Genomic DNA, 22,213 nt, shown 5'->3' on the forward strand with positions numbered 1-22,213 from the left:
AATACTATTTTTGCACAAAATTATTACACATGAGCTTTATAGAAGAAATCGCAAGAAGAAGAACTTTTGGAATTATATCACATCCCGATGCTGGTAAAACAACGCTTACAGAAAAATTACTTTTGTTTGGTGGAGCAATTCAAGAAGCTGGTGCCGTAAAAAGCAACAAAATTAAAAAAGGTACAACTTCAGATTTTATGGAAATAGAGCGTCAAAGAGGAATTTCTGTCGCTACTTCTGTTTTGGCATTTAACTATAAGGACAAAAAAATTAACATTTTAGATACTCCCGGCCACAAAGATTTTGCCGAAGATACTTTTAGAACATTAACCGCAGTAGATAGTGTTATTGTGGTAATTGACGTTGCTAAAGGTGTTGAGGAACAAACTGAAAAACTAGTTGAAGTTTGTAGAATGAGAAACATTCCAATGATTGTTTTCATTAATAAATTAGATCGCGAAGGAAAAGATGCATTTGATTTGATGGATGAAGTAGAACAAAAATTAAAACTTAGAGTAACACCATTAAGTTTCCCTATCGGAATGGGATATGATTTCAAAGGTATTTATAACATCTGGGAAAAAAACATTAATCTTTTTGAAGGAGATAGCAGAAAAAACATTGAAGAAACAATCGCATTTTCTGATATTGAAAGCAAAGAATTAGAAGGAATAATAGGAGAAAAACCAGCCAATCGATTAAGAGAAGAGCTTGAATTAATTGGAGAAGTATATCCGGCTTTTAGTACTGAAGAATATCTTTCCGGTGATTTACAACCCGTATTTTTTGGCTCTGCCTTAAATAATTTTGGCGTAAGAGAATTGTTAGATTGTTTTGTTGAAATCGCTCCAACTCCAAGAGCTAAAGAATCTGACACAAGATTAGTTAGACCAGAAGAAGAAAAATTAAGTGGTTTTGTTTTTAAAATTCATGCAAATATGGATCCAAAACATCGAGACAGATTAGCCTTTGTCAAAATTGTTTCAGGAACTTTTGAAAAAAACAAACCCTATTTACATGTTAGACAAGGAAAAAATCTAAAATTTTCGAGTCCAAATGCATTCTTTGCTGAAAAAAAAGAAATTGTAGACATTTCATATCCAGGTGATATTGTAGGTTTACACGACACTGGAAATTTTAAAATTGGTGATACATTAACTGAAGGAGAAAAAATGAATTTTAAAGGAATTCCAAGCTTTTCTCCAGAACATTTTAGATACATAAACAACGCTGACCCACTAAAATCCAAACAATTAGAAAAAGGAATTGATCAATTAATGGACGAAGGTGTTGCACAGCTTTTTACTCTAGAAATGAACGGACGAAAAGTAATTGGCACTGTTGGTGCATTACAATATGAAGTTATTCAATATCGTTTAGAGCATGAATATAGCGCAAAATGTACCTATGAAAATTTTCCTGCATTCAAAGCTTGTTGGGTAAAACCCCAAGATCCTAAAAATGAAGAATTCGCTGAATTTAAACGTGTTAAACAAAAATTTATGGGAACTGACAAATATGGTCAACTAGTTTTTTTAGCAGATAGTGAATTTTCAATTCAAATGACACAACAAAAATACCCTTCTGTTGAGTTATTTTTTACATCAGATTTTCAAAAGAGATAATTTTTTACTACTATTGTATTATATTTTTAATTTATCCCCCAAAACACGAAATATGAAACCTAATTTACTAAAACTTTATGCAACCATTTTGATGGCTTTTATTAGCTTTTTAAGTGTTGCTCAGCCGGTAGATCCACCAGCAGATGATGATCCTCCAGCATCTCCAATTAACACAAAATTGGTTTGGCTAGCAATTTTTGGAATCACTTTTGCTTTTTATTACTTTAAAAATCAGAAAAAGACAAGTTTACAAGATAAATAGTAAACAACCATAAAAAAAGACCTCTGTTGAGGTCTTTTTTTATTTATTTGGAATTTTAAAGGGTTTTCAAATAATTATTTTTACTTATTTCTTTTCTGCTCTCTTGCTAAAAGAGTGTTTTTTAACAACATTGCAATTGTCATTGGACCAACACCTCCAGGTACTGGGGTAATGTAAGATGCTTTTTTAGATACATTTTCAAAATCTACATCACCAACAATTCTATATCCTTTTTCTGTAGTATCATCTTCAACTCTAGTGATTCCAACGTCGATTACGACTACATCATCTTTTACCATTTCTGCCTTTAGGAAATTTGGAACTCCTAGTGCCGAAATAATAATATCCGCTTGTGAGGTAATTTGATTGATGTTTTTAGAATGACTGTGTGTAACTGTTACTGTTGAATTTCCAGGAAATCCTTTTCTTCCCATTAAAATTCCCATCGGTCTTCCTACGATATGGCTTCTTCCGATAACTACAGTGTGTTTTCCATCAGTTGGCACATTATATCTTTCTAGTAATTCTAAAATTCCAAAAGGTGTAGCTGGAATAAATGTGGACATATCTAGAGCCATTTTTCCAAAATTCTCTGGATGAAAACCATCTACATCTTTACTTGGATCAATTGCTTCAATAATTTTTTGTGTATCGATTTGTTTTGGCAAAGGCAACTGAACAATGAATCCATCAATATCATCATTTTCATTCAACTCTTTGATTTTTTTTAAAAGCTCTGTTTCAGAAGTAGTACTTGGCATTTTAATCAAAGTCGATTCAAAACCTACTCGCTCACAAGACTTTACTTTACTTCCCACATAGGTTAAACTTGCACCATCATTACCTACAATAATTGCAGCCAAATGCGGCACTTTTTCACCTTTAACTTTCATTTGTGCTACCTCAGCAGCAATCTCATTTTTAATATCTTCTGATACTTTTTTTCCGTCTAATAATTGCATTGTTTTTTGTTTCAGGTTTAAAGTTTTAGGTTTAAAGTTGTGTGTTACCCAAAACTAATAGTTAGTATATTTAAAAAAATAAGGTTCAAAATTTTCTATATCCAAAATTTTAAACCTTATACTATAATTTACATTCTAGGCATTCCACCTTTCATTCCGGCCATGGCTTTCATTAAATTTTTTCCGCCGCCACCTTGCATCATTTTCATCATTTTGCTCATTTGGTCAAATTGTTTCATCAATTGATTTACTTCTTCAATTTTTCTACCAGACCCTTTTGCAATTCTATTTTTACGTTTTACATCGATTAATGAAGGTTTACTTCTTTCAGCAGGTGTCATTGACTGGATGATTGCCTCAATATGCTTGAAAGCATCGTCTTCAATTTCAACATCTTTTAATGCTTTTCCAGCTCCAGGAATCATTCCAACAAGGTCTTTCATGTTTCCCATTTTCTTGATTTGCTGTATTTGTGCTAAGAAATCGTCAAAACCAAATTCATTTTTAGCAATTTTCTTTTGTAATTTTCTTGCTTCTTCTTCATCATATTGCTCTTGTGCTCTTTCTACTAAGGAAACAACGTCTCCCATTCCTAAGATTCTATCAGCCATACGAGATGGATAAAACACATCGATAGCTTCCATTTTTTCACCTGTACCGATGAATTTAATTGGTTTATTAACTACCGATTTAATCGAAATTGCAGCTCCACCACGAGTATCACCATCTAATTTCGTTAAGATAACTCCGTCAAAATTTAATCTATCATTAAATGCTTTTGCTGTATTTACGGCATCTTGTCCCGTCATCGCATCCACAACAAATAATGTTTCTTGTGGCTCAATTGCTTTATGAACGTTTGCAATTTCATTCATCATTTCCTCATCAACAGCTAAACGACCAGCCGTATCGACAATAACAACATTGAAGCCATTTGCCTTTGCATACTTAATTGCATTTTGAGCTATTTCAACAGGATTTTTATTTTCTGGTTCAGAATAGACTTCAACTCCAATTTGTCCACCTACTACATGCAACTGGTTAATAGCCGCAGGTCGATAGATATCACAAGCAACCAACAAAGGCTTTTTGTTCTTTTTAGTTTTTAAGAAGTTTGCTAACTTACCCGAAAAGGTAGTTTTACCAGAACCTTGTAAACCTGACATCAAAATTACAGAAGGATTCCCTGATAAATTAATTCCTGCAGCATCCCCACCCATTAATTCAGTCAGTTCATCTTTCACGATTTTAACCATTAACTGACCTGGTTGCAAAGTAGTTAATACGTTTTCTCCAATGGCTTTGTCTTTTACTCTTGTGGTAAAATCTTTGGCAATTTTAAAGTTAACGTCTGCATCTAATAATGCTCTTCGTACTTCTTTTAAAGTATCGGCAACGTTTACATCTGTAATTTTACCATGTCCTTTAAGTAGGTGTAACGCTTTATCTAACTTATCGCTTAAATTATCAAACATAATTCTGAATTTGTGTAATGAAGTGCAAAGATAACATAAAGTTATAAAGTTGCAAAGTGAGTGAATGGGTTTGTTTTAAATAAAAAAACCAGCCTTGTAGACTGGTTTAATTGGGGCAAAAAGTGTAAAAAATTTTAGTTTTTTTCTAAAGTCAAATAATCAGTTCCTCCATTACCACCACTCACATCAACTAATTCAATTTTTGTATCCGTTCTAGATAAAATGTCCCAATCATCTGATAACTCATCAGCAAAAACAGCTGGAGTTGAAAATAATACATTAAAATCTAAATCATTACTAGGACTATCGTCATTTATATTACTATTTGTAACAGACCAAGACCCTGTATAAGTATTTGTTCCATTTGTTGCAGTTAAAACATTTGCAGAACCAAAAGTAAAATTATAACCAGTAAAATGATATGTTTCGTTTACTCCAGAATCTTCATAGAATGTAATTCTCCAGGTTCCAGAAGTTACTGTATTAATTACTGGATTTGGGTCAGCTGATGAACTTGAATTATCGTCACTTGAACACATTGAAGCTACATTTAACATGAAAATCAATGATAACATTGGGATTAGAGCTAATTTTTTCATAAGATTAAAGTTTAATTTGTTTACGTTTATAATTTAGTTTGTTTAATTTTTTGTTAAGTACAAATAGTCAGTTCCTCCATTGCCACCACTTACATCTTTCAATCGTATTTGCGTTGCAGTATATTCGATTACTTCCCAATCGTCTTCTAATTCATCCAATGTAGTTCCATCAAAAGAAAACTCAAGCTTTTCTTCACCACTATCCATATAATTAGACCAAACCCCATTCAATGAAATTGTATTTTTTACCGCCAATGAAGTTCCATTACTATTAAAAGTAAAATTATAACCTGCATAATCTAACGTTTCATCAGTGTCGTCAAAGAAATATGACACATACCAAGAACCATCAACAATAATTGTACTCAATGTAGTACTACTACCACCTCCAGACGAAGAATCATCACAATCATCAATTGAGTCTTCAATAACATCTTCTAACTGATCATTATTCGTTATTGTAACATTCTGTCCGTTAGCATTTGTTAACGAAATTGGGTATTGAATAGCAATAAATTCATTATCCTCGAGATTTTCTAAGAAATTATACAAATCACTATTGTTATTAATTGTAATTGTATCTGCTAATTGATTATTAGAATTATACACGTTAATTACTATTGGAAAATTGAAACTGATACAATCAATTTCATCAAAACCATCATCTTCTCCACAGTCATCAATTACATCATCTAAATCATCAGAATCTTGTAAAACTTGTGTTGAAAAATTTTGATATTGAATTGTTATTGGATAAACAAAATTTACAATATCATCATCGTTTGAGAAAGCATCAATAGCATCTTGAACCGTTTGATAATCTGCTTGAGTCGACACAACAATATTTTGACCATTTACAATTACTGTTACTGGCAAAACAACGCTAAAGCAGCTTGAATTATCCATAACATTATCACTAGATGTTGGGTTTTGTGTAACTCTAGTAACTAAAGTTGTTAGCGGAGAAGTATTAGTTAAATTCTGAGTCGCATCTTGAATAACTTCGTTTTCTTCACTCTGACATGACATTAATAACAAACCTACTAGGCTTAAAATTAAAAAATGTTTTGCTTTCATAATTATATAGTGTTTTTGGGTTGCTAATAGTAAAACAATTTACATTCCTTTTACCCTACCTTTTTTTTAAAATAATTTTAAAACAAAAAGATTGAGTACTAATAAAAAATTAAAAATCCATATAACAATTTGTGTCATCAAGTAAATTGATTTTTCATCCTTATTCATAGCTTTTTTAATTACTGTTTCCATATTTCAAATTTTTTTAATCAAATAATGATTATATTTGTATGTACAGATATAACAACCTACTTTTAAAAAACCCTACCAAAAAATTATTTTATTTTAAGTAATTCATAAAATATGTCCGAAAATAGTGCTATTTGCCAAGAAAATATTTTTTCAACTTTTTTTAAAAGTCATGCTAAAGGATTACGAAATTTCCTCTATTACAAATTTGGAAATACAGACCAAGCAGAAGATGCAACACAAGAAGCTTTTATAAAATTATGGCAAAATTGTAAAGATGTTCCGCTGGAAAAAGCCAAATCTTATATTTATACTATTGCTACCAACAATTCATTAAATGCAATTGCACACAACAAGGTGGTTTTGACTTATGAAAAGAATAATACTTTAGTAGATAGAACAAACGAAAGTCCAGAACATATATTAGAACAGGAACAATTTGAGTCTAAACTACTAAACGCCATCAACAAAATCAATGAAACACAACGAATTGCATTTTTAATGCACCGAATTGACGGCAAAAAATATGCTGAAATTGCCTCAGAGTTAAATATTAGTGTTAAAGCCGTTGAAAAGCGTATTCACTTGGCGTTGATTGAACTAAAAAAAGAAATTGAAAATTTTAAGTAGGGTAAAAAACAACATAATTGTTTTTATATTGTAATACAAAAATTATGGACGAAGATTACAAATTAGCCAAATGGCTTAATAACGAACTAACTGCTGAAGAATTAGCCGAATTTAAACAAAATCCGGACTTTGCTTTGTATGAAAAAATCAAAGAAAATTCAGCACGCTTAAAAACACCAGCATTTGACCAAGATAAAATGTTGAGTAACGTTGTTACTACTAAAAAAACAACCAAAATTATCAAACTACAACAAAATTGGCTGGCTCGAATTGCTGCTATTTTGGTAATTGGGATTGGGTTAAGTTTTTTTGTTATTAATAATTTCAAAGAAAAATATTATGGTACAGAACTTACTCAAACAGTAAGTTTACCTGATAATTCAGAAGTAATAGTCAATAATAATTCACACATAGAATACAAAACTTTTTTTTGGAAAAACAACCGAACAATTGATTTAAAAGGTGAAGCTTATTTTAAAGTAGCAAAAGGAAAAACATTTGAAGTGAATACTAATTTAGGGAAAGTTACTGTTTTAGGAACACAATTCAATGTGAACTCAGACAATAATAAATTTGAAGTAACTTGCTACGAAGGAAAAGTAAAGGTGAACTATAAAAATCAGGAAATCATCTTAACAAAAGGTATGCTAGTTACATTTGAGAACAATTCTAAAACAGAAGGAAAAACCACTTTATCAATGCCAAACTGGGCTTCTGATGAAACAGAAACAAGCTTTACAAATCAAAACTTGCAAACCATCATAGCTGATATTGAAAAAACATATAACGTTACCATTAAAGCAAATACTATAGCAACAAATCAATTATTTACTGGAAAAATACCAAATAATAATTTAGATGTAGCCCTACAAATAATTGCCTCAACCTATCATTTACAAATTAAAAAATCAAACGAAACAAGTTTTGAATTAGTAAAAAAGTAAATGAAATATAATCGTTTTTTATTAGTTATTATTAGCTTATTTGTCTTTGTCTTTCCACTCCGTGCACAAGACAAAGACAATACTGTTTTATTAAAAATAATATTAGATAATATTAGTAAAAAACATCAAGTCAGCTTTAATTACATTGAAGAAGAAATTGCAGTTTTTAAATTGGTGCCACCTTCAAATTCATTAACACTTCAAAAAAAACTGAACTATATTACTGAAAAAACACAATTAAAATTTAAATTTATTTCAAAAAAATACATTTCTGTAATTAACAATCAAAAACTTGACAAACCTTTGTGTGGCTATCTTTTAGACGAAGAAACTAAAGAACCCATCATTGGTGCTTTTTTACAAATAACAGCAACGAATAGCTCCGCAATTACAAATGATTTAGGCTATTTTGAACTCAATGTAAAATCGGCAAACGATATAGAAATTTTTCATTTGAATTATAAAACTAAGTTGGTACAATCAACATTTTTATATGTTGAAAATTGTCCAAAAATCTATCTAAAAAGTATTATCAACGATTTGGAACCCGTCATAACAACAGTTTATTTAACTAAAGGAATTACCAAAAGAAAAGACGGAACATATGAAATAAAACCAAAAAAAATCGGTCAACTTCCTGGACTAACTGAACCTGATGTCTTTCAAACTATGCAACAAATTCCTGGTATAAATGCTACAGATGAAAGTATTTCAAATACGAGTGTTAGAGGTGGAACACACGACCAAAACTTATTTCTTTGGAATGGAATTAGATTGTATCAAACAGGCCATTTTTTTGGATTAATTTCTTCTTTAAATCCCAATTTAGCTCACAAAATTAATATTGCTAAAAACGGGACATCTGCTTTATATGGTGATGGTGTTTCAAGTTCAGTTTTAATTTCAACACATACCGATTCTATAGAAAACACAAAAGGAGCCGTTGGAATTAACCTAATTAATGCCGATTTTTATACGAAAGTAAAAACTTCAAAAAAATCAAATATTGAAATCAGTGGAAGACGATCATACACAGATTTAGTAACTTCTCCAACCTATACGAATTATTTCAATAAAATTTTTCAAAACACTATTGTTACTAATTATTTTGACAATCAAAATATTAAATATAGTTCAGATGAAGATTTTTATTTTTACGATTTCACCGCGCAATATCATCAAAAAATAAAACAAAAAACAGATTTATTTGTTGATATTCTGAGCATTAGTAACGTTTTAGACGTATTACAAACTAAAACAGAAAACAGCATTACAACTTCGAAATACAGTTGTTTAGAACAACAAACATACGGAGCAAATGCATTATTAAAAACAGATTGGAATGCAAAAAACAGTAGCGAAATTTCAATATACGCATCCTATTATAACATTAATTCTGAAAATGAATCGATAGAAAACAATCAAATTTTTAATCAAGAAAACACTATTTTAGATACAGGAATAAAATTACAAAATAGTCATGTTTTATCAGATAGATTTACCTTTTTGAATGGCTATCAATTTAATGAAATTGGTGTACGAAATGTAGATATTGTAAACACCCCTATTTTTTCAAGAAAAATTAAAGAAGTTTTAAAAAATCATGCACTAATTACCGAACTAAAATACCATTCATCCAACGACAAATTTTATGGTCGAATTGGTTTCAGACAAAATTACATTCAGGAATTTTCTACCTATATTTTTGAACCGCGAATTCAGTTAAATTATAAATTCTCTCCGTTTTTTCAATTGGAAATTATGGGTGAAAGCAAACATCAAACTACTTCACAAATTGTAGATTTACAGCAAGACTTTTTAGGCATCGAAAAACGAAGATGGACTTTATCAAATAATGAAGACATTCCAATTGTTAAAAGTAATCAAGTATCGTTAGGATTTTCATTTAATAAAAACAATTGGTTGCTAACTTTGGAGAATTTCTACAAAAAAGTAGATGGTATTACCAGTATGAGCCAAGGTTTTCAAAACCAATATGAATTTATAAAAACTAACGGAAATTACAAGGTTTATGGAACCGAATTTTTAATTCAAAAACAATTCAAACCAATTACTGCTTGGATAAGTTATACTTTTCAAGAAAACAATTATGAATTTAAGACATTAAACGCAACAGCATTTCCGAATAATTTTGAAATAAAACATACCATAAAATCAGCTATAATTTCAGATTTTAAGAATATAAAAATTGCAATTGGAACTCAATGGTTTACTGGAAAACCAACAACTTTACCTACAAGCACAACACCAATCTACACTGACCCAGAAACCCCTACTGTAGGTTACCAATCGCCAAATTTATCTAATTTAGAAGACTATTTTCAAATGAATTTATCTGGTGCTTATGTTTTTGATATTGGTAAAAATTCAAAATTAAATTTTGGTTTTTCTATACAAAATGTATTGAATAATAAAACAAGTATCAATCAACATTATCGTATCAACAATAACACAAATGTTGTGGAACAAGTAAATACTTTTTCATTAGAAAGAACACCAAATGCTTTTTTAAGATTTACATTCTAAAGAAAAGTCAGGCTTTCACCTGACTTTCTATCTTAATTTTGAATTTTTAATACTTTTCTTAAAATATCCCACCGCTAGTGCGAGCATCTTGCTTGTACTTATTTTGTTAAAGTCAATTTTCAAAAATATAAAATTAAATAAAATATTTAATGTACTGTGTTGATTTTAATTGTGGGCACGAGCAAGATGCTCGCGCTAGCAGGGTATTTATTTATATATATCAAAATCTTTACCGATTCGTATTTCAATTTTTTTTATTTCATAATTTTCACTGTAAAAGAATTTATAGCAAACAGGTCTTATATTAGACTTTTGTTCAGTACAAAAAAATCCATTAACTTTATCTTTAATTATAATACTATCATTAAGCAATGAAAATTTATCAACAATAAGATATTTAGTCTTTTTTTTTGATAAAAAAGGTTTAGTTTTAATATTTTTATTGAATTTTCTAGGTAATTCATTGTCAAAAAATTCATCTTCAACCTTTACTAAATCCTTTAACACTTTCTTATTTGATTTATCAAATTCATAAATCAATATATGATTTTGTTTATATTCAACTTCTATTAAATTGCCTTTTTCACATTTAAGAAAATTATTATTACAACTATATAGAAATAATAATACAAAGATTAATAGCGATTTATTTGTGCTTTCTATTCTTGTCATCATCCATTTCTTTTTTATAATTTGGGTTAATTTTAATCAATTGATCCATCACTCCTTTATATGTCTTATAGGCAATATTTTCAATGTCAGAATTTTTCAATACTTTATGATCCATTGATGCAGTTGGAATTTGGTTATTTTTTGTTCCATTCATGATAGCCTCAATATGTTTTCCATATTTATAACCATGTAATGCTAACTCATGTGCAATTGTTTCTCCTAGTTCTACTGTAGTTCGATTCCCTTTAACATCTGAAAAATAAACATATAAATCCATATCATCTTTAGATTTTGGGAATTCTGCATCACCTTCCCAAACAGTCCCATCCCTTTCCACAAAAACAGAACCTCTTTCTGATGGTGTGGCATTCTCTAAAGTCAATCCCCCGCTAGTGCGAGCATCTTGCTCGTACTTATTTTGTTAAAGTCAATTTTCAAAAATATAAAATTAAATAAAATATTTAACGTACTGTGTTGATTTTAATTGTAGGCACGAGCAAGATGCTCGCGCTAACGGGGGCTTTTTTAAGATATACATTCTAAAGAAAAGTCAGGCTTTCACCTGACTTTCTATCTTAATCTTGAATTTTAAATACTTTTCTTAAAATATCTTCCATCAAACACCATTTGGTAATGGATGATTGTAATAAATTGGCACCTACAAAAATGGTAAACCAATACCAATTTTCGTTGACATACATTCCTAGCAACACACTTAAAATAATGAAAGTTCCTGCTATTGCTCTAATAATTCTATTTATCATATTGTAATTTTAATTAAATCGTTCTACTGAAAAAACTGCGGCATGTACTTTTGAAGCTGAATTTTGTTTTCCATTAAATTCACCAACAATGCCACATAACAAATCCACATTTTGCTTTTCTACAAAAGCATAAAATACTATAGAATCAATTTCATTCATTTCTGTTCCAAACCAATTGGTCTCTACACCTTCTTCTGAAGCGTCTCTAAAACCTTTAACATCTCTGTATGAATAAGACTTTACTTTAGCTTCTTTCAGCATCTTTTTGACGTCTTTTTCAAATTCAGCTATAGCAGTGATTAATATTAATTTCATGATTTTATGATTTAAACCCAATAGTTTTTCAAAACATCTCAGGTTGATTTTTATTTATTTTTCTCCCATTTTTTACGTTCCGTAATGTAGTAAATCAATGGAACTACAATCAATGTTAATAAAGTTGAAACAATTGCACCAGCCACTAACGAAATCGCTAATCCTTGGAAAATTGGATCAAACAAGATGATGGATGCTCCTATTACAACTGCTCCAGTAGTTAATAAAATTGGTGTTGTTCTTACTGCTCCAGCTTCAATAATAGCTTGCTTCATTGGAATACCATCGTTCAAACGAATTTCGATAAAGTCAATCAGTAAGACCGAATTCCGAACCATAACTCCGGCTAAAGCAATCATTCCAATGAACGAAGTTGCTGTAAAGAAAGCACCTAAAAACCAGTGACCTAATACAATTCCAACTAACGAAAGTGGAATCGCAACCATCATTACTAATGGGGTTTTGAAGTTTTGAAACCAACCTACAATCAACATGTAAATCACAATAATTACGACCAAAAAAGCTGCGCCTAAATCACGAAATACTTCTAAGGTTATTTGCCATTCACCATCCCATTTTACAGTAAAATCACTTTCATCAGATGGAGTGTCCATATACAATTCGTTTACTTTATAACCTTTTGGTAATTGCATTTTTTCTAACTTCTCATTCATTCCTAAAATCGCATACACTGGACTTTCTAATGCTCCCGCCATATCAGCTAAAACATACACCACGCGTTTTTGATCTTTTCTGTAAATCGTATTTTGAAGTGTATCTGTAGTAACTTTTACCAAATCGCTCACAGGAACCACATTGCCACGACTGCCTTTTATTTTCAAGTTTTGAATATCTTGAATCGAAGTTTTGTCTTTGTCTTCCAATGATAGTGTGATGCCAACAGGATTATTCGAACGTTCATCGTATAAATTAGAAACTGGCATTTCTCTTAACAAATACGTTAAGTTACCAACTACTTGCTGTGGGGCGATTCCATTTAACATGGCTTTTTCTCTGTCAACTTCTAATTTGTATTCTACTTGAGGTGCTTCTACCATCCAATCAGTATCTACTACGTCAGAAGTAGTTTCCAAAATGGTTTTCACTTGGTTCGCAACTTTGATTTGGTCTTCATAATTTGGTCCATACACCTCAGCAACTAAAGTAGATAATACCGGTGGTCCAGGTGGTACTTCAACGATTTTTACATTCGCACCATATTTTTTTGCAATTTTTTGTACTTCTGGACGAACCACTTTTGCGATATCATGACTTTGTAAATCTCTATCTTCTTTGTGTAGCAAATTCACCTGAATATCAGCCATATTGCTTCCACCACGCATATCATAATGACGCACCAAACCGTTAAATGTTATTGGAGCAGATGCACCTACATAATTTTGATAATCCACCACTTCAGGAACCGTTGAAAGATATTGCGCAATTTCTTTTGTAACTGCTGCTGTTCGTTCTAACGTAGTTCCTTCTGGCATATCGATTACAACTTGGAATTCGTTTTTATTATCAAAAGGCAACATTTTAACCGCAACTGATTTCGTAAAAAACATTAAAACCGAACCGATTAACAAAACACCTGTAACCAAAAACATTAGATTACGCTTTTTAGAATTGTCTAAAAGTGGTTCTTCAATTTTTTTATAAATTCTATAAATCCATGAGGTTTCTAACCCTTGTTCTTCTTTGTGTTCTTGTTCGTCTTTTTCATGTAATAAATGGTATCCCAAATAAGGTGTAACGGTTAAAGCCACAAACAACGATAATATCATCGCAATCGAAGCACCAATTGGCATCGGACTCATGTAAGGTCCCATCATTCCTGACACGAAAGCCATTGGCAAAATAGCTGCAATTACAGTAAAAGTCGCTAAAATGGTTGGGTTTCCTACTTCGTTAATCGCATAAATAGCCGCTTGTTTGAACGGCAGTCGCTTCATTTTAAAATGGCGGTGCATGTTTTCGGCAATAATAATACTGTCGTCCACAACAATTCCTACCACAAAAACTAAGGCAAAAAGCGTGATTCGATTTAAAGTATATCCTAATAAATAATAACTAAATAAAGTCAAAGCAAAAGTCAATGGAACGGAGAAAAACACAACTAATCCTCCTCTCCAGCCCATGGCTAACATTACTAAAACAGTTACTGCAATAATGGCAACACCTAAATGTAATAACAACTCTCCTACTTTGTGCGATGCTGTTTCTCCATAGTTTCTAGAAACTTCAACGTGTACATCAGACGGAATTACATTTTTCTTTAAAGCTTCTACTCGTTCCAGAATTTTCTCTGAAATTTTCATTGCATCAGCACCTTTAACTTTTGCAATCGAAATGGTTACAGCTGGATATTCCGAATTGTGTTTTGCGAAATTTTCATTCGCTTTTCCGTATCCAAAAGAAACATAATTCTTTGGTGTTTGTGGTCCGTCTTGAATGGATGCGACTTGTTTTAGATAAACTGGCATATTGTTATTTACGCCAACCACCAAGTTTTCTACATCTTCTGAAGTGGCTAAAAATTTACCTGTTGTAACTAAATATTCTGTGTCATTTTGTACAAAACTTCCTGATTGTGAACTTCCGTTATTGGCTTGAATCATTTGCATAATGCTCAATGCATCTACACCATTTTCGCCCATTTTGTCTTTATCCAAAACTACTTTTAGCTCGCGCGTTCTTCCACCAATTTCTTTCGTAATCGCAACGTCTTTTACTTTTTCAACTTCCGAAGTAACTTCTTCTGCTATTTGACGCAATTGAAAATCATCGTATTTTTCGCTCCAAAGGGTTAATCCTAACATCGGAACATCGTCAATAGAACGCGTTTTCACCATGGGTTGATAAACACCTTGTGGAAACATATTTTGGTGTTTCATCAATTCGTCGTATAATTTTACATACGAATCTTCGCTGTTTTCACCCACATAAAATTGCACGACCATCATGGCCTGACCGTTCATGGCCATACTATGAATGTGCTCTACTCCTTTGATGTTTGAAATTACTTTTTCAAGCGGTTTAATCACTCTGCTTTCTACTTCGCTTGGACTTGCTCCTGGATAACCCACCATTACGTCGGCCATAGGAACGTTAATTTGCGGTTCTTCTTCTCTTGGAATTAAGAATGAACTGTATGTACCAATTATCATCAACGCTACCATCAATAAAATGGTTAGTTTTGAGTTGATGAAAAAATTGGCTATTTTACCTGATATACCTTCTTGCATGATTTTATAATTTGATGATTTGAAAATTAGATAATTTGAAAATTGATAAAATCATCTTCAAATTTTCAAATTGACTCATTAATTAATTTGAACTTTAGCTCCGTTGAATAATTTTCCTTCAGCTGAAATGATGTATTGTTCGTCTGCTGATAATCCCGATAAAACTTCTACTTGATTCCCGAATGTTTTTCCGATTCGTAACCATCTTAGAATAGCTACATTGCCACTTCCTATAGTATAAATTCCTGTCAATTGACCTTGTTTTACTAAAGCGGTTTCTGGAACCATAACTACTGTTGATTTTACAGCTGTTGCTACTTTTTTAGCCGTTGGAAATTGAACGTTGACAAACATCCCAGATAAAATTTCTTTATCCATTTTGTCTAAAGTTACTTTCACCAAATATTGTCCACCCGTATTTTTTGCAGATAAACTCACTTCAGAAACTTTTCCAGCAACTTCTTTATTTAAAGATTTCACGTTGATTTTAACTGGCATTCCGTTTTTTACATTCGAAATATCACTTTCTGAAACCATTGCCGTTACTTGTAATCTTGAAGCACCTTCAATACTTACTAAAGGCATTCCTGGATTGGCCATATCGCCTTCTTTTACGAAAGTATTAGTTACAGTTCCTGAAAATGGAGCTGTAATATTCGAATAAGAAAACTGCGCCATCACTTCATTACGCATTTGTTTGGCTGCTTCTAAACCTGCTTTTGCCATTTCGTAGCGCGCTGTCATATCATCCAATTCTTTTTGCGAAGCTGATTGTTGCGCAAACAAATTCACAAAACGATCATAATCTTTCTTAGCATTGTTATACCCTGCAGTGGCTTGTGTGATGGATGCGTCTACTTGTGCTTTTTTGGCTTGTAAATCGGTGTTATTAATGCTTACCAAAAGTTGTCCAGCCGAAACATTTTGTCCCACTTTCACATTCACTTTTGTTACATAACCCATCATTCTGGTGCTTAAATTCGCACTGTTTTCCGATTCTATTTTTCCACTTGCTGTTATGTATGGACTATTAGAGTTTCCAGAATTTCCAGCCACTTTTACAGGAATTGCAGGTAAATCAGCTACATTTTCTTTTTTATCACTTCCACAAGAGGTTAAGATTAGTGATGAAATGGTTAGTATTGTTAGTATCTTTTTCATGTTGTTATTTTGTTAAAAATTGTAAGTATTGTTTGGTAAAGTTATATTCGAAAACGGCTTGCAAATGCTCTAATTCTTTTTGTGCCATTTGCGTTTCAGCCATTAATAAATCAGTTGTTTTTTCTAATCCTTGTGTGAATCTATTTTGACGAATTCTAAAAGCTTCTTGCGATTGTTCAAAAGCTAATTTGGACAAATTCACTTTGTTTTCTGCATCTAGCAATTGACGATTGGTTTTACTCAATTCTAACTGGCTTTGCTTTTTGTATTGTTCAGTTTCAATTTCGGCTTTTTCAAAATCAGCTTTTGCTTTTTGCGTTTTTCCAATGGTTTTAAATCCATCAAAAATATTCCATGATAATTGCGCACCTACTAAATACCCTTTAGCTGAAGTTCCGAAAATATTTTGATCATATAATTCATAACTTCCAAAAGCATTCAATCGAGGTAAGAATCCAAATTTGGATGATTGAAACATTTTTTTGTACGCTTCAGACGATTTTTGCATCGCTTGAATATCTTTTCTGGAATCAGAAATTGTTATATTCATACTTTCGATTGCAATTGAATTGTCTAAAGCTTCTGCTGGTTTGTAGGTTTTTCCAGCCATATCTTCGTTCAATAAAAATGCTAAATAATCGGATGCGTTTTGCACATTTGATTTGGCATATTGTAATTGATTTGTAATTTCATTCACACGAACTTGCACGTTTAACAAATCGGTTTTTTGCAACATTCCGTTTTTGAAGTAGTTTTCTACCATTTTTAAATTGCCATGTGCGGTTGTATTGGCTTTTTCTAAGACTTTCACTGCTTTGTAAGCCAATTGCAATTGCATATATGCTTTTGAAACTTCCAATTCTAAATATTCCTTAGTTCGTTCAGTTTGTAATTGAAAAGCGTCCATTTTTGCTTTAGCGGCTTGTCTTGTATATAAACCATCTAAATTAAAAAGAGGTTGTTGTACTTCGATTTTAGTTGCGAAGTTTTGAGTTACATCTGGATCATTCAACAACGCAGGATTAAAATCGGAAGCGGTTAAAATTTCTTGATTTAACTTCGAACCAAAAGCCATTAACGGATTCGTTGTTGAAATTCCGGTATGCGAAACATTAATATTGGGTAAAAAAAGCGCATTTGATTGACGATAATCTGCTTTAGCCGATTGATATGATTTTTCAGCCACTTTAATTTGTAGGTTATTTTCAGTGACTTTTTGCAACAAATCATTTTTTGAAATCGATAAGGTATCTTGCGCATACAAATTGGCAGTTCCCAAAGCAATTGCTATTAATAGATTGATTTTCTTCATCGTTTTGTTTTCATTTTATTACTGAACAAAAGTACGATGCCAAAAAACCGTAGTCGGTAACAAGAGTTACATAGACTTGCAATATATGTTACAAAAAAAATGCCCCGAAAAAATCGAGGCACTTTAAATTTATTTGAATAAAACTACTCAGCTTTTTTCTCAGCAGCTTTTTTAGATGAACAACATCCACCTGATTTACCTTCAGAACCACAAGATTTTTTTTCTGCAGTTGAACAAGATTTTTCAGTCTTAGCAGTTTCTTTTTTTGCTTTTTGTTTTGGCTCTTGAGCATTAACATTCATTGATAACATAAAAGCTGCTACAGCCATAATTGAAACTAATTTTTTCATCTTTATTATTTTTAAAATTGTTATTTATTTTTTGTGTTCTACTTATACTATGACAAATATATATAATTTTAGAAATAGTACTCTTAATTTTTTATTAATTTAACAGTTATTGCTTTCTAATTACTTTTTCCGAGACATAAAACTTATCATCAAATACAAAAGTAATAATTACAAAATCTGTTTTAGCCGATGCAACACTAAAATCCATACTCGTTTTACCAGCATGGAGATCTTCGATATCTCCTTCTTCAACTACTTTCCCTTCTAATGTTGAAATAAAATAACTAACAGTTGTATCGTATGGCATATTAAATTCAACACGCACAGTGTCAATTGTCGTTGGATTTGGTGAAACAATAACGGAAAAAGGATTTTTCCCATCAACTTGTTGGATATTTAAAACTGGGGTTTTCACCAATTTTACTTCGTAAACAGTAGGATCAGCAGAAGTCAACCCCGTTTGATTATCTGTAAATGCAGACAATGAAGAACTTTGAATGCCACCATATAAATGCCCAATCACAAATTCATTAGAAGTAATATTAGATAATTGGATTACTTCATTTGCATAATGTGGTAAGGTTTTATTCGGAATAAACTCGGCTCCGGCTCCTTTAAGATTTGGCATTTCAACTGGCAAATTATATTCATACAAATTACCTGAAGCATCTCTTGAAGTTCTACTAATTGTTTTTACAAACGGAACTGTATTATCTTGAACTAAATTACCTGCCTGATAATAATACTGACTCATTCCACCAAAAAACAAGTTGTGCATTTGATTTAAAGTAGCATCATATAAACCCGCTTTCCCAGTGTGATAATTACTTAAATATTGGTTAAAACTTGTTTGTGGATAATAGCCACTTGCTTTTATATCTACTGGATACAAAAAAGGTAAATCAACCGCTATTTGAAATACACCTGACGAAATCGTATACCCTAATTCTCCATCAGGAAAAACTTGTGGCACTAAATTATAGTCTCTACGGTGCAAATGAACCGCATCTGTTATTATTTCATAATTAGTAAAACTTAAATTACTTCCCGAATTATCAATTGTAAATTTTCTAATTTGATTTGAATAGGTTTGTGTAAACGTTGGGTTATTCATTGGATTATATCTTCCGTCAAAACGATGGCCTCCTACTAAATAAAAAGTAGTTCCAATTTTAGCTAATTGTCCACCCGTTATTGCAAAAACATCGTTCGATATTTGTTTGAAATAAGAAGTTATTGGTGTTCCAGCAATGATGGCGTTCATCAAATTTGGCACATCAACTGAAGTCAAATTATTAAATGTTTTATGATCAGCCGCTGATGTTGCATAAGCATATCCACCAATAATATATAACGTATCACCCTCCTGGTAAAAATTCATATTAGTAGATTGCAATTGTTCTTTAATTCCTACAGGAAGTGAATTTACTGACGCAGACCAAGATTGTTGTGTGGCAATATCAACAACATAAATATCTGTGTTATTTTGTGCTCCTGGAAATGAATTAAAAGGCTGACGAGCATGAACACCATCTTTTCTTCCTCCAATAATTAACCATTTACCATTATGCTGTCCAAAAGCATAAGAATGCAAACCAGGCAATCCAGAAACCGAAACAGGAGTTAAAACTACATTATAATCAAACGTAGTTTGTGCTATTAATGACTGTATAGAAGCCAATAATATTGCTATTAAATATTTTTTCATTTTGATAAACTATAAGTTAGACCTATACTTAAAAAGTATAAGCAATTAATAAACTTTTAAATTTTTTCAAACGAAAAATTTTGGCGGATGCCAGATAGAATGTTGGTATTTTGGTATGAAAATCTTTTCGTAATTAGATTTTTGTTTTTCTGAATAGAACTCTGGAGTACTATTAATTTCTTTTAATGAAATTTCAGCAACAAACTGTATGGGACTGAAATTTAAACCCATTATAATTTTACTTTTCTCACAACCTGAAGATTCTGAACTATGGCAAGAAGTTCCACATTCTGAACTTACTAACATTTTTATAGCTCTAACCGATGGCAATGTATTTAATGTCATTAGATAGAAAAAGAGTAAATAAGTTAGAAATTTCATTTTCACAATCTTACAAATTATTTTTAGCAATAAAAACTATCGTGTCATTTTTTAGGAATTTGGCAACCATTTGGACCACATCCCGTATTAAAAATAGCTTGAATCAAAAAAAACAGACCAAAAACAATAAAAAACCATTCAAAAGTAACATAAGCTTGAACAAATAAAAATATGGCAAATACTAATCGTACAATACGCATTAAATGCCAATTTGTAAACAAAATATGCTTCATAATTACTTTTGATTTTATGGTCAAATATAAATCAACAAAAAATGATTTTGTGTATCAAATGTTACTTAAAATTGAAAGTAAATAAAAGGCTGTGGACCTGCTGAAGCTGTAGCATAAACCACCCAGAACACAAATCCTAAAACAATAGCCTTTCCAATTAACGGTAATGCTTTAAAACTATTCTGCATCAAATTAACGATTTTTTCAGGAAGAAAATGCCATATAAATCCAATGGTCATTAATAAAAATACATTTTTATATCCAGAAATAATAACCATCCATTGGTTCATATCAAAGGTTACTTTTCCAATGTTTTGAATTACTTCTATAGCTGTCACAAAATCTTTTGCTCGGAAGAAAATCCAACAAAAAGTTACAAAATGAAATGTCAAAATAATAGCTAAAACAGTCCACAAATGACTAAATATATTTTTCTTTTCTTCAGCTTTTACAGGAAAATATTCCAAAACAATTTTATGAACCGCTAAAGCAATTCCATGTAAGGCACCCCAAATGATAAAACGCAAACTCGCACCATGCCATAAACCACCAAGTAACATTGTTGTCAGTAAATTTACATTGGTAAACATATTTCTCTCTCTGTCTTTTGAAAGCAAGAAGGTCATTACAAAAGCGACAGCTCCACCTACTGATATAAACAAAGGTACGTGGCTAGTTCCAATGAATGAAATGCTCCATAAAATCAATATGAAAAAGAACAAAGCTGGAAATAAAAATCCTGCAAATGTTCCTTTTCTGTTTCCTCCTACCGAAATATATAAGAAATCTTTTAACCAAGTTGATAAAGAAATATGCCATCTTCTCCAAAATTCAGTAATCGAAGCCGATTGATAAGGTGTTCTAAAGTTGGTTGGTAATTTGAACCCTAGCAACAAAGCCACCCCGATAGCCATATCAGAATAACCCGAGAAATCACAATAAATTTGAATGGCATAACCATAAGATGCCATTAAATTTTCAAAAGCAGTATAACTTGAAGGTGCATCAAAAACACGATCTACAAAATTGATTGAAATATAATCTGAAATTACCGTTTTTTTAAGCAAACCACCAATTATCAGGAGCAAAGCTCTATTTACTTCTTCTTTAGTGATGTTTAATTTCTGATAAATTTGCGGTAAAAAATCTTTCGCTCTTACAATTGGCCCAGCAACTAACTGTGGAAAAAATGAAACGAAAAATAAATAATCAACATAATGTTTTGTTGGTTCGATTTCTTTTCGATATACTTCTATAATATAACTAATAGATTGGAACGTATAGAATGAAATTCCGACAGGAAGTATAATTTTTTGAAATGCAAAATGAGCTCCAGAAACCGAATTATAGGTGTCAATTACAAAATTAGTGTATTTAAAATAACCCAGAAAACCAAGGTTTAAAATAACGCTAAATGCTAAGCACAATTTTTTATAAAAAACACTCGTTGTACGATGCACTAAATTTCCTAAATTGTAATCAACCACTGAAGAAGCAACCAATAATAAAAAGTATATACCACTCGATTTATAATAGAAAAACAATGAAAAAGCTATTACATAAACCAATCGTTTATAAAACGTATTTTGCAACGAAATATAAATAGCATAAAAAACAATAAACAAGCCCAAAAACAAACCTGTATTAAACAACAAAGGCTCTTTTGGATTATAAACAAACCAATTTCTAACAGTTTCTAACGTTATTGTACCAAAGGTTTCTGTAAACCAATTTTGTATTGAAAAAAGTGCTATCACAA

Annotated in this window: 21 protein-coding genes; 5 read left to right on the forward strand and 16 right to left on the reverse strand. The window is 31.3% G+C overall.

Annotation, left to right across the window (positions count from 1 at the left end; translation table 11 throughout):
• Nucleotides 1-29: 29 nt before the first annotated feature.
• Together VK164_RS06975 and VK164_RS06980 are read left to right on the forward strand one after the other, a co-directional pair.
• Nucleotides 30-1,625 carry a peptide chain release factor 3 gene (locus tag VK164_RS06975; protein WP_324208665.1) on the forward strand — a complete coding sequence of 532 codons (1,596 nt, stop codon included), beginning with the start codon at nucleotides 30-32 and terminating at the stop codon, nucleotides 1,623-1,625.
• 52 nt (nucleotides 1,626-1,677) lie between these two features.
• A complete protein-coding gene (locus VK164_RS06980; protein WP_324208666.1) occupies nucleotides 1,678-1,887 on the forward strand; it encodes a hypothetical protein in 210 nt (69 codons plus the stop codon).
• 80 nt (nucleotides 1,888-1,967) lie between these two features.
• Here the strand turns inward: VK164_RS06980 and VK164_RS06985 are convergent, their stop codons facing one another.
• From VK164_RS06985 to VK164_RS07000, 4 genes are all read right to left on the reverse strand, one after another.
• Nucleotides 1,968-2,849 (reverse strand): bifunctional 5,10-methylenetetrahydrofolate dehydrogenase/5,10-methenyltetrahydrofolate cyclohydrolase, encoded by an 882-nt coding sequence (locus VK164_RS06985; RefSeq protein ID WP_324208667.1) that lies wholly within the window; start codon nucleotides 2,847-2,849, stop codon nucleotides 1,968-1,970.
• A gap of 128 nt (nucleotides 2,850-2,977) precedes the next feature.
• Entirely contained in the window at nucleotides 2,978-4,324 is a 1,347-nt protein-coding gene (gene ffh, locus VK164_RS06990) for a signal recognition particle protein (RefSeq protein ID WP_324208668.1), read from the reverse strand.
• A gap of 134 nt (nucleotides 4,325-4,458) precedes the next feature.
• Nucleotides 4,459-4,923: a hypothetical protein gene (locus VK164_RS06995; protein ID WP_324208669.1), complete on the reverse strand. Its 465-nt coding sequence runs from the start codon at nucleotides 4,921-4,923 to the stop codon at nucleotides 4,459-4,461.
• Nucleotides 4,924-4,965: 42 nt separating this feature from the next.
• Complete coding sequence (locus VK164_RS07000) at nucleotides 4,966-6,000, reverse strand: hypothetical protein (RefSeq protein ID WP_324208670.1); 1,035 nt, start codon at nucleotides 5,998-6,000, stop codon at nucleotides 4,966-4,968.
• Between the two features lie 303 nt (nucleotides 6,001-6,303).
• Between VK164_RS07000 and VK164_RS07005 the strand changes: the two genes are divergently transcribed.
• From VK164_RS07005 to VK164_RS07015, 3 genes are read left to right on the forward strand one after another with little or no spacing between them, the layout of a single operon-like run.
• Nucleotides 6,304-6,819 (forward strand): RNA polymerase sigma factor, encoded by a 516-nt coding sequence (locus tag VK164_RS07005; protein ID WP_324208671.1) that lies wholly within the window; start codon nucleotides 6,304-6,306, stop codon nucleotides 6,817-6,819.
• Nucleotides 6,820-6,863: 44 nt separating this feature from the next.
• Nucleotides 6,864-7,763, forward strand: coding sequence for a FecR family protein (locus tag VK164_RS07010; protein ID WP_324208672.1), 900 nt, complete (start codon nucleotides 6,864-6,866; stop codon nucleotides 7,761-7,763).
• On the forward strand, nucleotides 7,764-10,310 hold the full coding sequence (locus tag VK164_RS07015; RefSeq protein ID WP_324208673.1) for a TonB-dependent receptor: 2,547 nt from the start codon (nucleotides 7,764-7,766) through the stop codon (nucleotides 10,308-10,310).
• 207 nt (nucleotides 10,311-10,517) lie between these two features.
• On the opposite strand, the gene VK164_RS07020 is transcribed toward VK164_RS07015, so the two are convergent.
• The 12 genes from VK164_RS07020 to VK164_RS07075 form a co-directional block, all read right to left on the reverse strand.
• Nucleotides 10,518-10,982 carry a hypothetical protein gene (locus VK164_RS07020; protein ID WP_324208674.1) on the reverse strand — a complete coding sequence of 155 codons (465 nt, stop codon included), beginning with the start codon at nucleotides 10,980-10,982 and terminating at the stop codon, nucleotides 10,518-10,520.
• On the reverse strand, nucleotides 10,957-11,364 hold the full coding sequence (locus VK164_RS07025) for a hypothetical protein (RefSeq protein ID WP_324208675.1): 408 nt from the start codon (nucleotides 11,362-11,364) through the stop codon (nucleotides 10,957-10,959). Before VK164_RS07025 ends, VK164_RS07020 begins: the two co-directional genes overlap by 26 nt.
• Before the next feature lie 193 nt (nucleotides 11,365-11,557).
• The gene (locus VK164_RS07030; RefSeq protein ID WP_324208676.1) at nucleotides 11,558-11,746 is read right to left on the reverse strand and encodes a DUF2892 domain-containing protein; all 189 of its coding nucleotides are present in this window, start codon (nucleotides 11,744-11,746) and stop codon (nucleotides 11,558-11,560) included.
• Between the two features lie 9 nt (nucleotides 11,747-11,755).
• Nucleotides 11,756-12,061 (reverse strand): hypothetical protein, encoded by a 306-nt coding sequence (locus VK164_RS07035; protein WP_324208677.1) that lies wholly within the window; start codon nucleotides 12,059-12,061, stop codon nucleotides 11,756-11,758.
• A 50-nt stretch (nucleotides 12,062-12,111) separates the two neighbouring features.
• Nucleotides 12,112-15,309, reverse strand: a complete 3,198-nt coding sequence (locus VK164_RS07040) for an efflux RND transporter permease subunit (RefSeq protein ID WP_324208678.1) — start codon at nucleotides 15,307-15,309, stop codon at nucleotides 12,112-12,114.
• 78 nt (nucleotides 15,310-15,387) lie between these two features.
• Nucleotides 15,388-16,470 carry an efflux RND transporter periplasmic adaptor subunit gene (locus tag VK164_RS07045; protein WP_324208679.1) on the reverse strand — a complete coding sequence of 361 codons (1,083 nt, stop codon included), beginning with the start codon at nucleotides 16,468-16,470 and terminating at the stop codon, nucleotides 15,388-15,390.
• A 4-nt stretch (nucleotides 16,471-16,474) separates the two neighbouring features.
• Nucleotides 16,475-17,782 (reverse strand): TolC family protein, encoded by a 1,308-nt coding sequence (locus VK164_RS07050; RefSeq protein ID WP_324208680.1) that lies wholly within the window; start codon nucleotides 17,780-17,782, stop codon nucleotides 16,475-16,477.
• A 143-nt stretch (nucleotides 17,783-17,925) separates the two neighbouring features.
• Nucleotides 17,926-18,132 carry a hypothetical protein gene (locus tag VK164_RS07055; RefSeq protein ID WP_324208681.1) on the reverse strand — a complete coding sequence of 69 codons (207 nt, stop codon included), beginning with the start codon at nucleotides 18,130-18,132 and terminating at the stop codon, nucleotides 17,926-17,928.
• A gap of 106 nt (nucleotides 18,133-18,238) precedes the next feature.
• Nucleotides 18,239-19,840 carry a hypothetical protein gene (locus tag VK164_RS07060; RefSeq protein WP_324208682.1) on the reverse strand — a complete coding sequence of 534 codons (1,602 nt, stop codon included), beginning with the start codon at nucleotides 19,838-19,840 and terminating at the stop codon, nucleotides 18,239-18,241.
• 66 nt (nucleotides 19,841-19,906) lie between these two features.
• On the reverse strand, nucleotides 19,907-20,221 hold the full coding sequence (locus VK164_RS07065; protein WP_324208683.1) for a hypothetical protein: 315 nt from the start codon (nucleotides 20,219-20,221) through the stop codon (nucleotides 19,907-19,909).
• 44 nt (nucleotides 20,222-20,265) lie between these two features.
• Nucleotides 20,266-20,454 carry a hypothetical protein gene (locus VK164_RS07070; protein ID WP_324208684.1) on the reverse strand — a complete coding sequence of 63 codons (189 nt, stop codon included), beginning with the start codon at nucleotides 20,452-20,454 and terminating at the stop codon, nucleotides 20,266-20,268.
• Nucleotides 20,455-20,519: 65 nt separating this feature from the next.
• Complete coding sequence (locus tag VK164_RS07075) at nucleotides 20,520-22,211, reverse strand: MBOAT family O-acyltransferase (protein ID WP_324208685.1); 1,692 nt, start codon at nucleotides 22,209-22,211, stop codon at nucleotides 20,520-20,522.
• Nucleotides 22,212-22,213 lie beyond the last annotated feature (2 nt).

The sequence above is a fragment of the Flavobacterium sp. genome (assembly GCF_035299005.1).
GTDB lineage: Bacteria > Bacteroidota > Bacteroidia > Flavobacteriales > Flavobacteriaceae > Flavobacterium.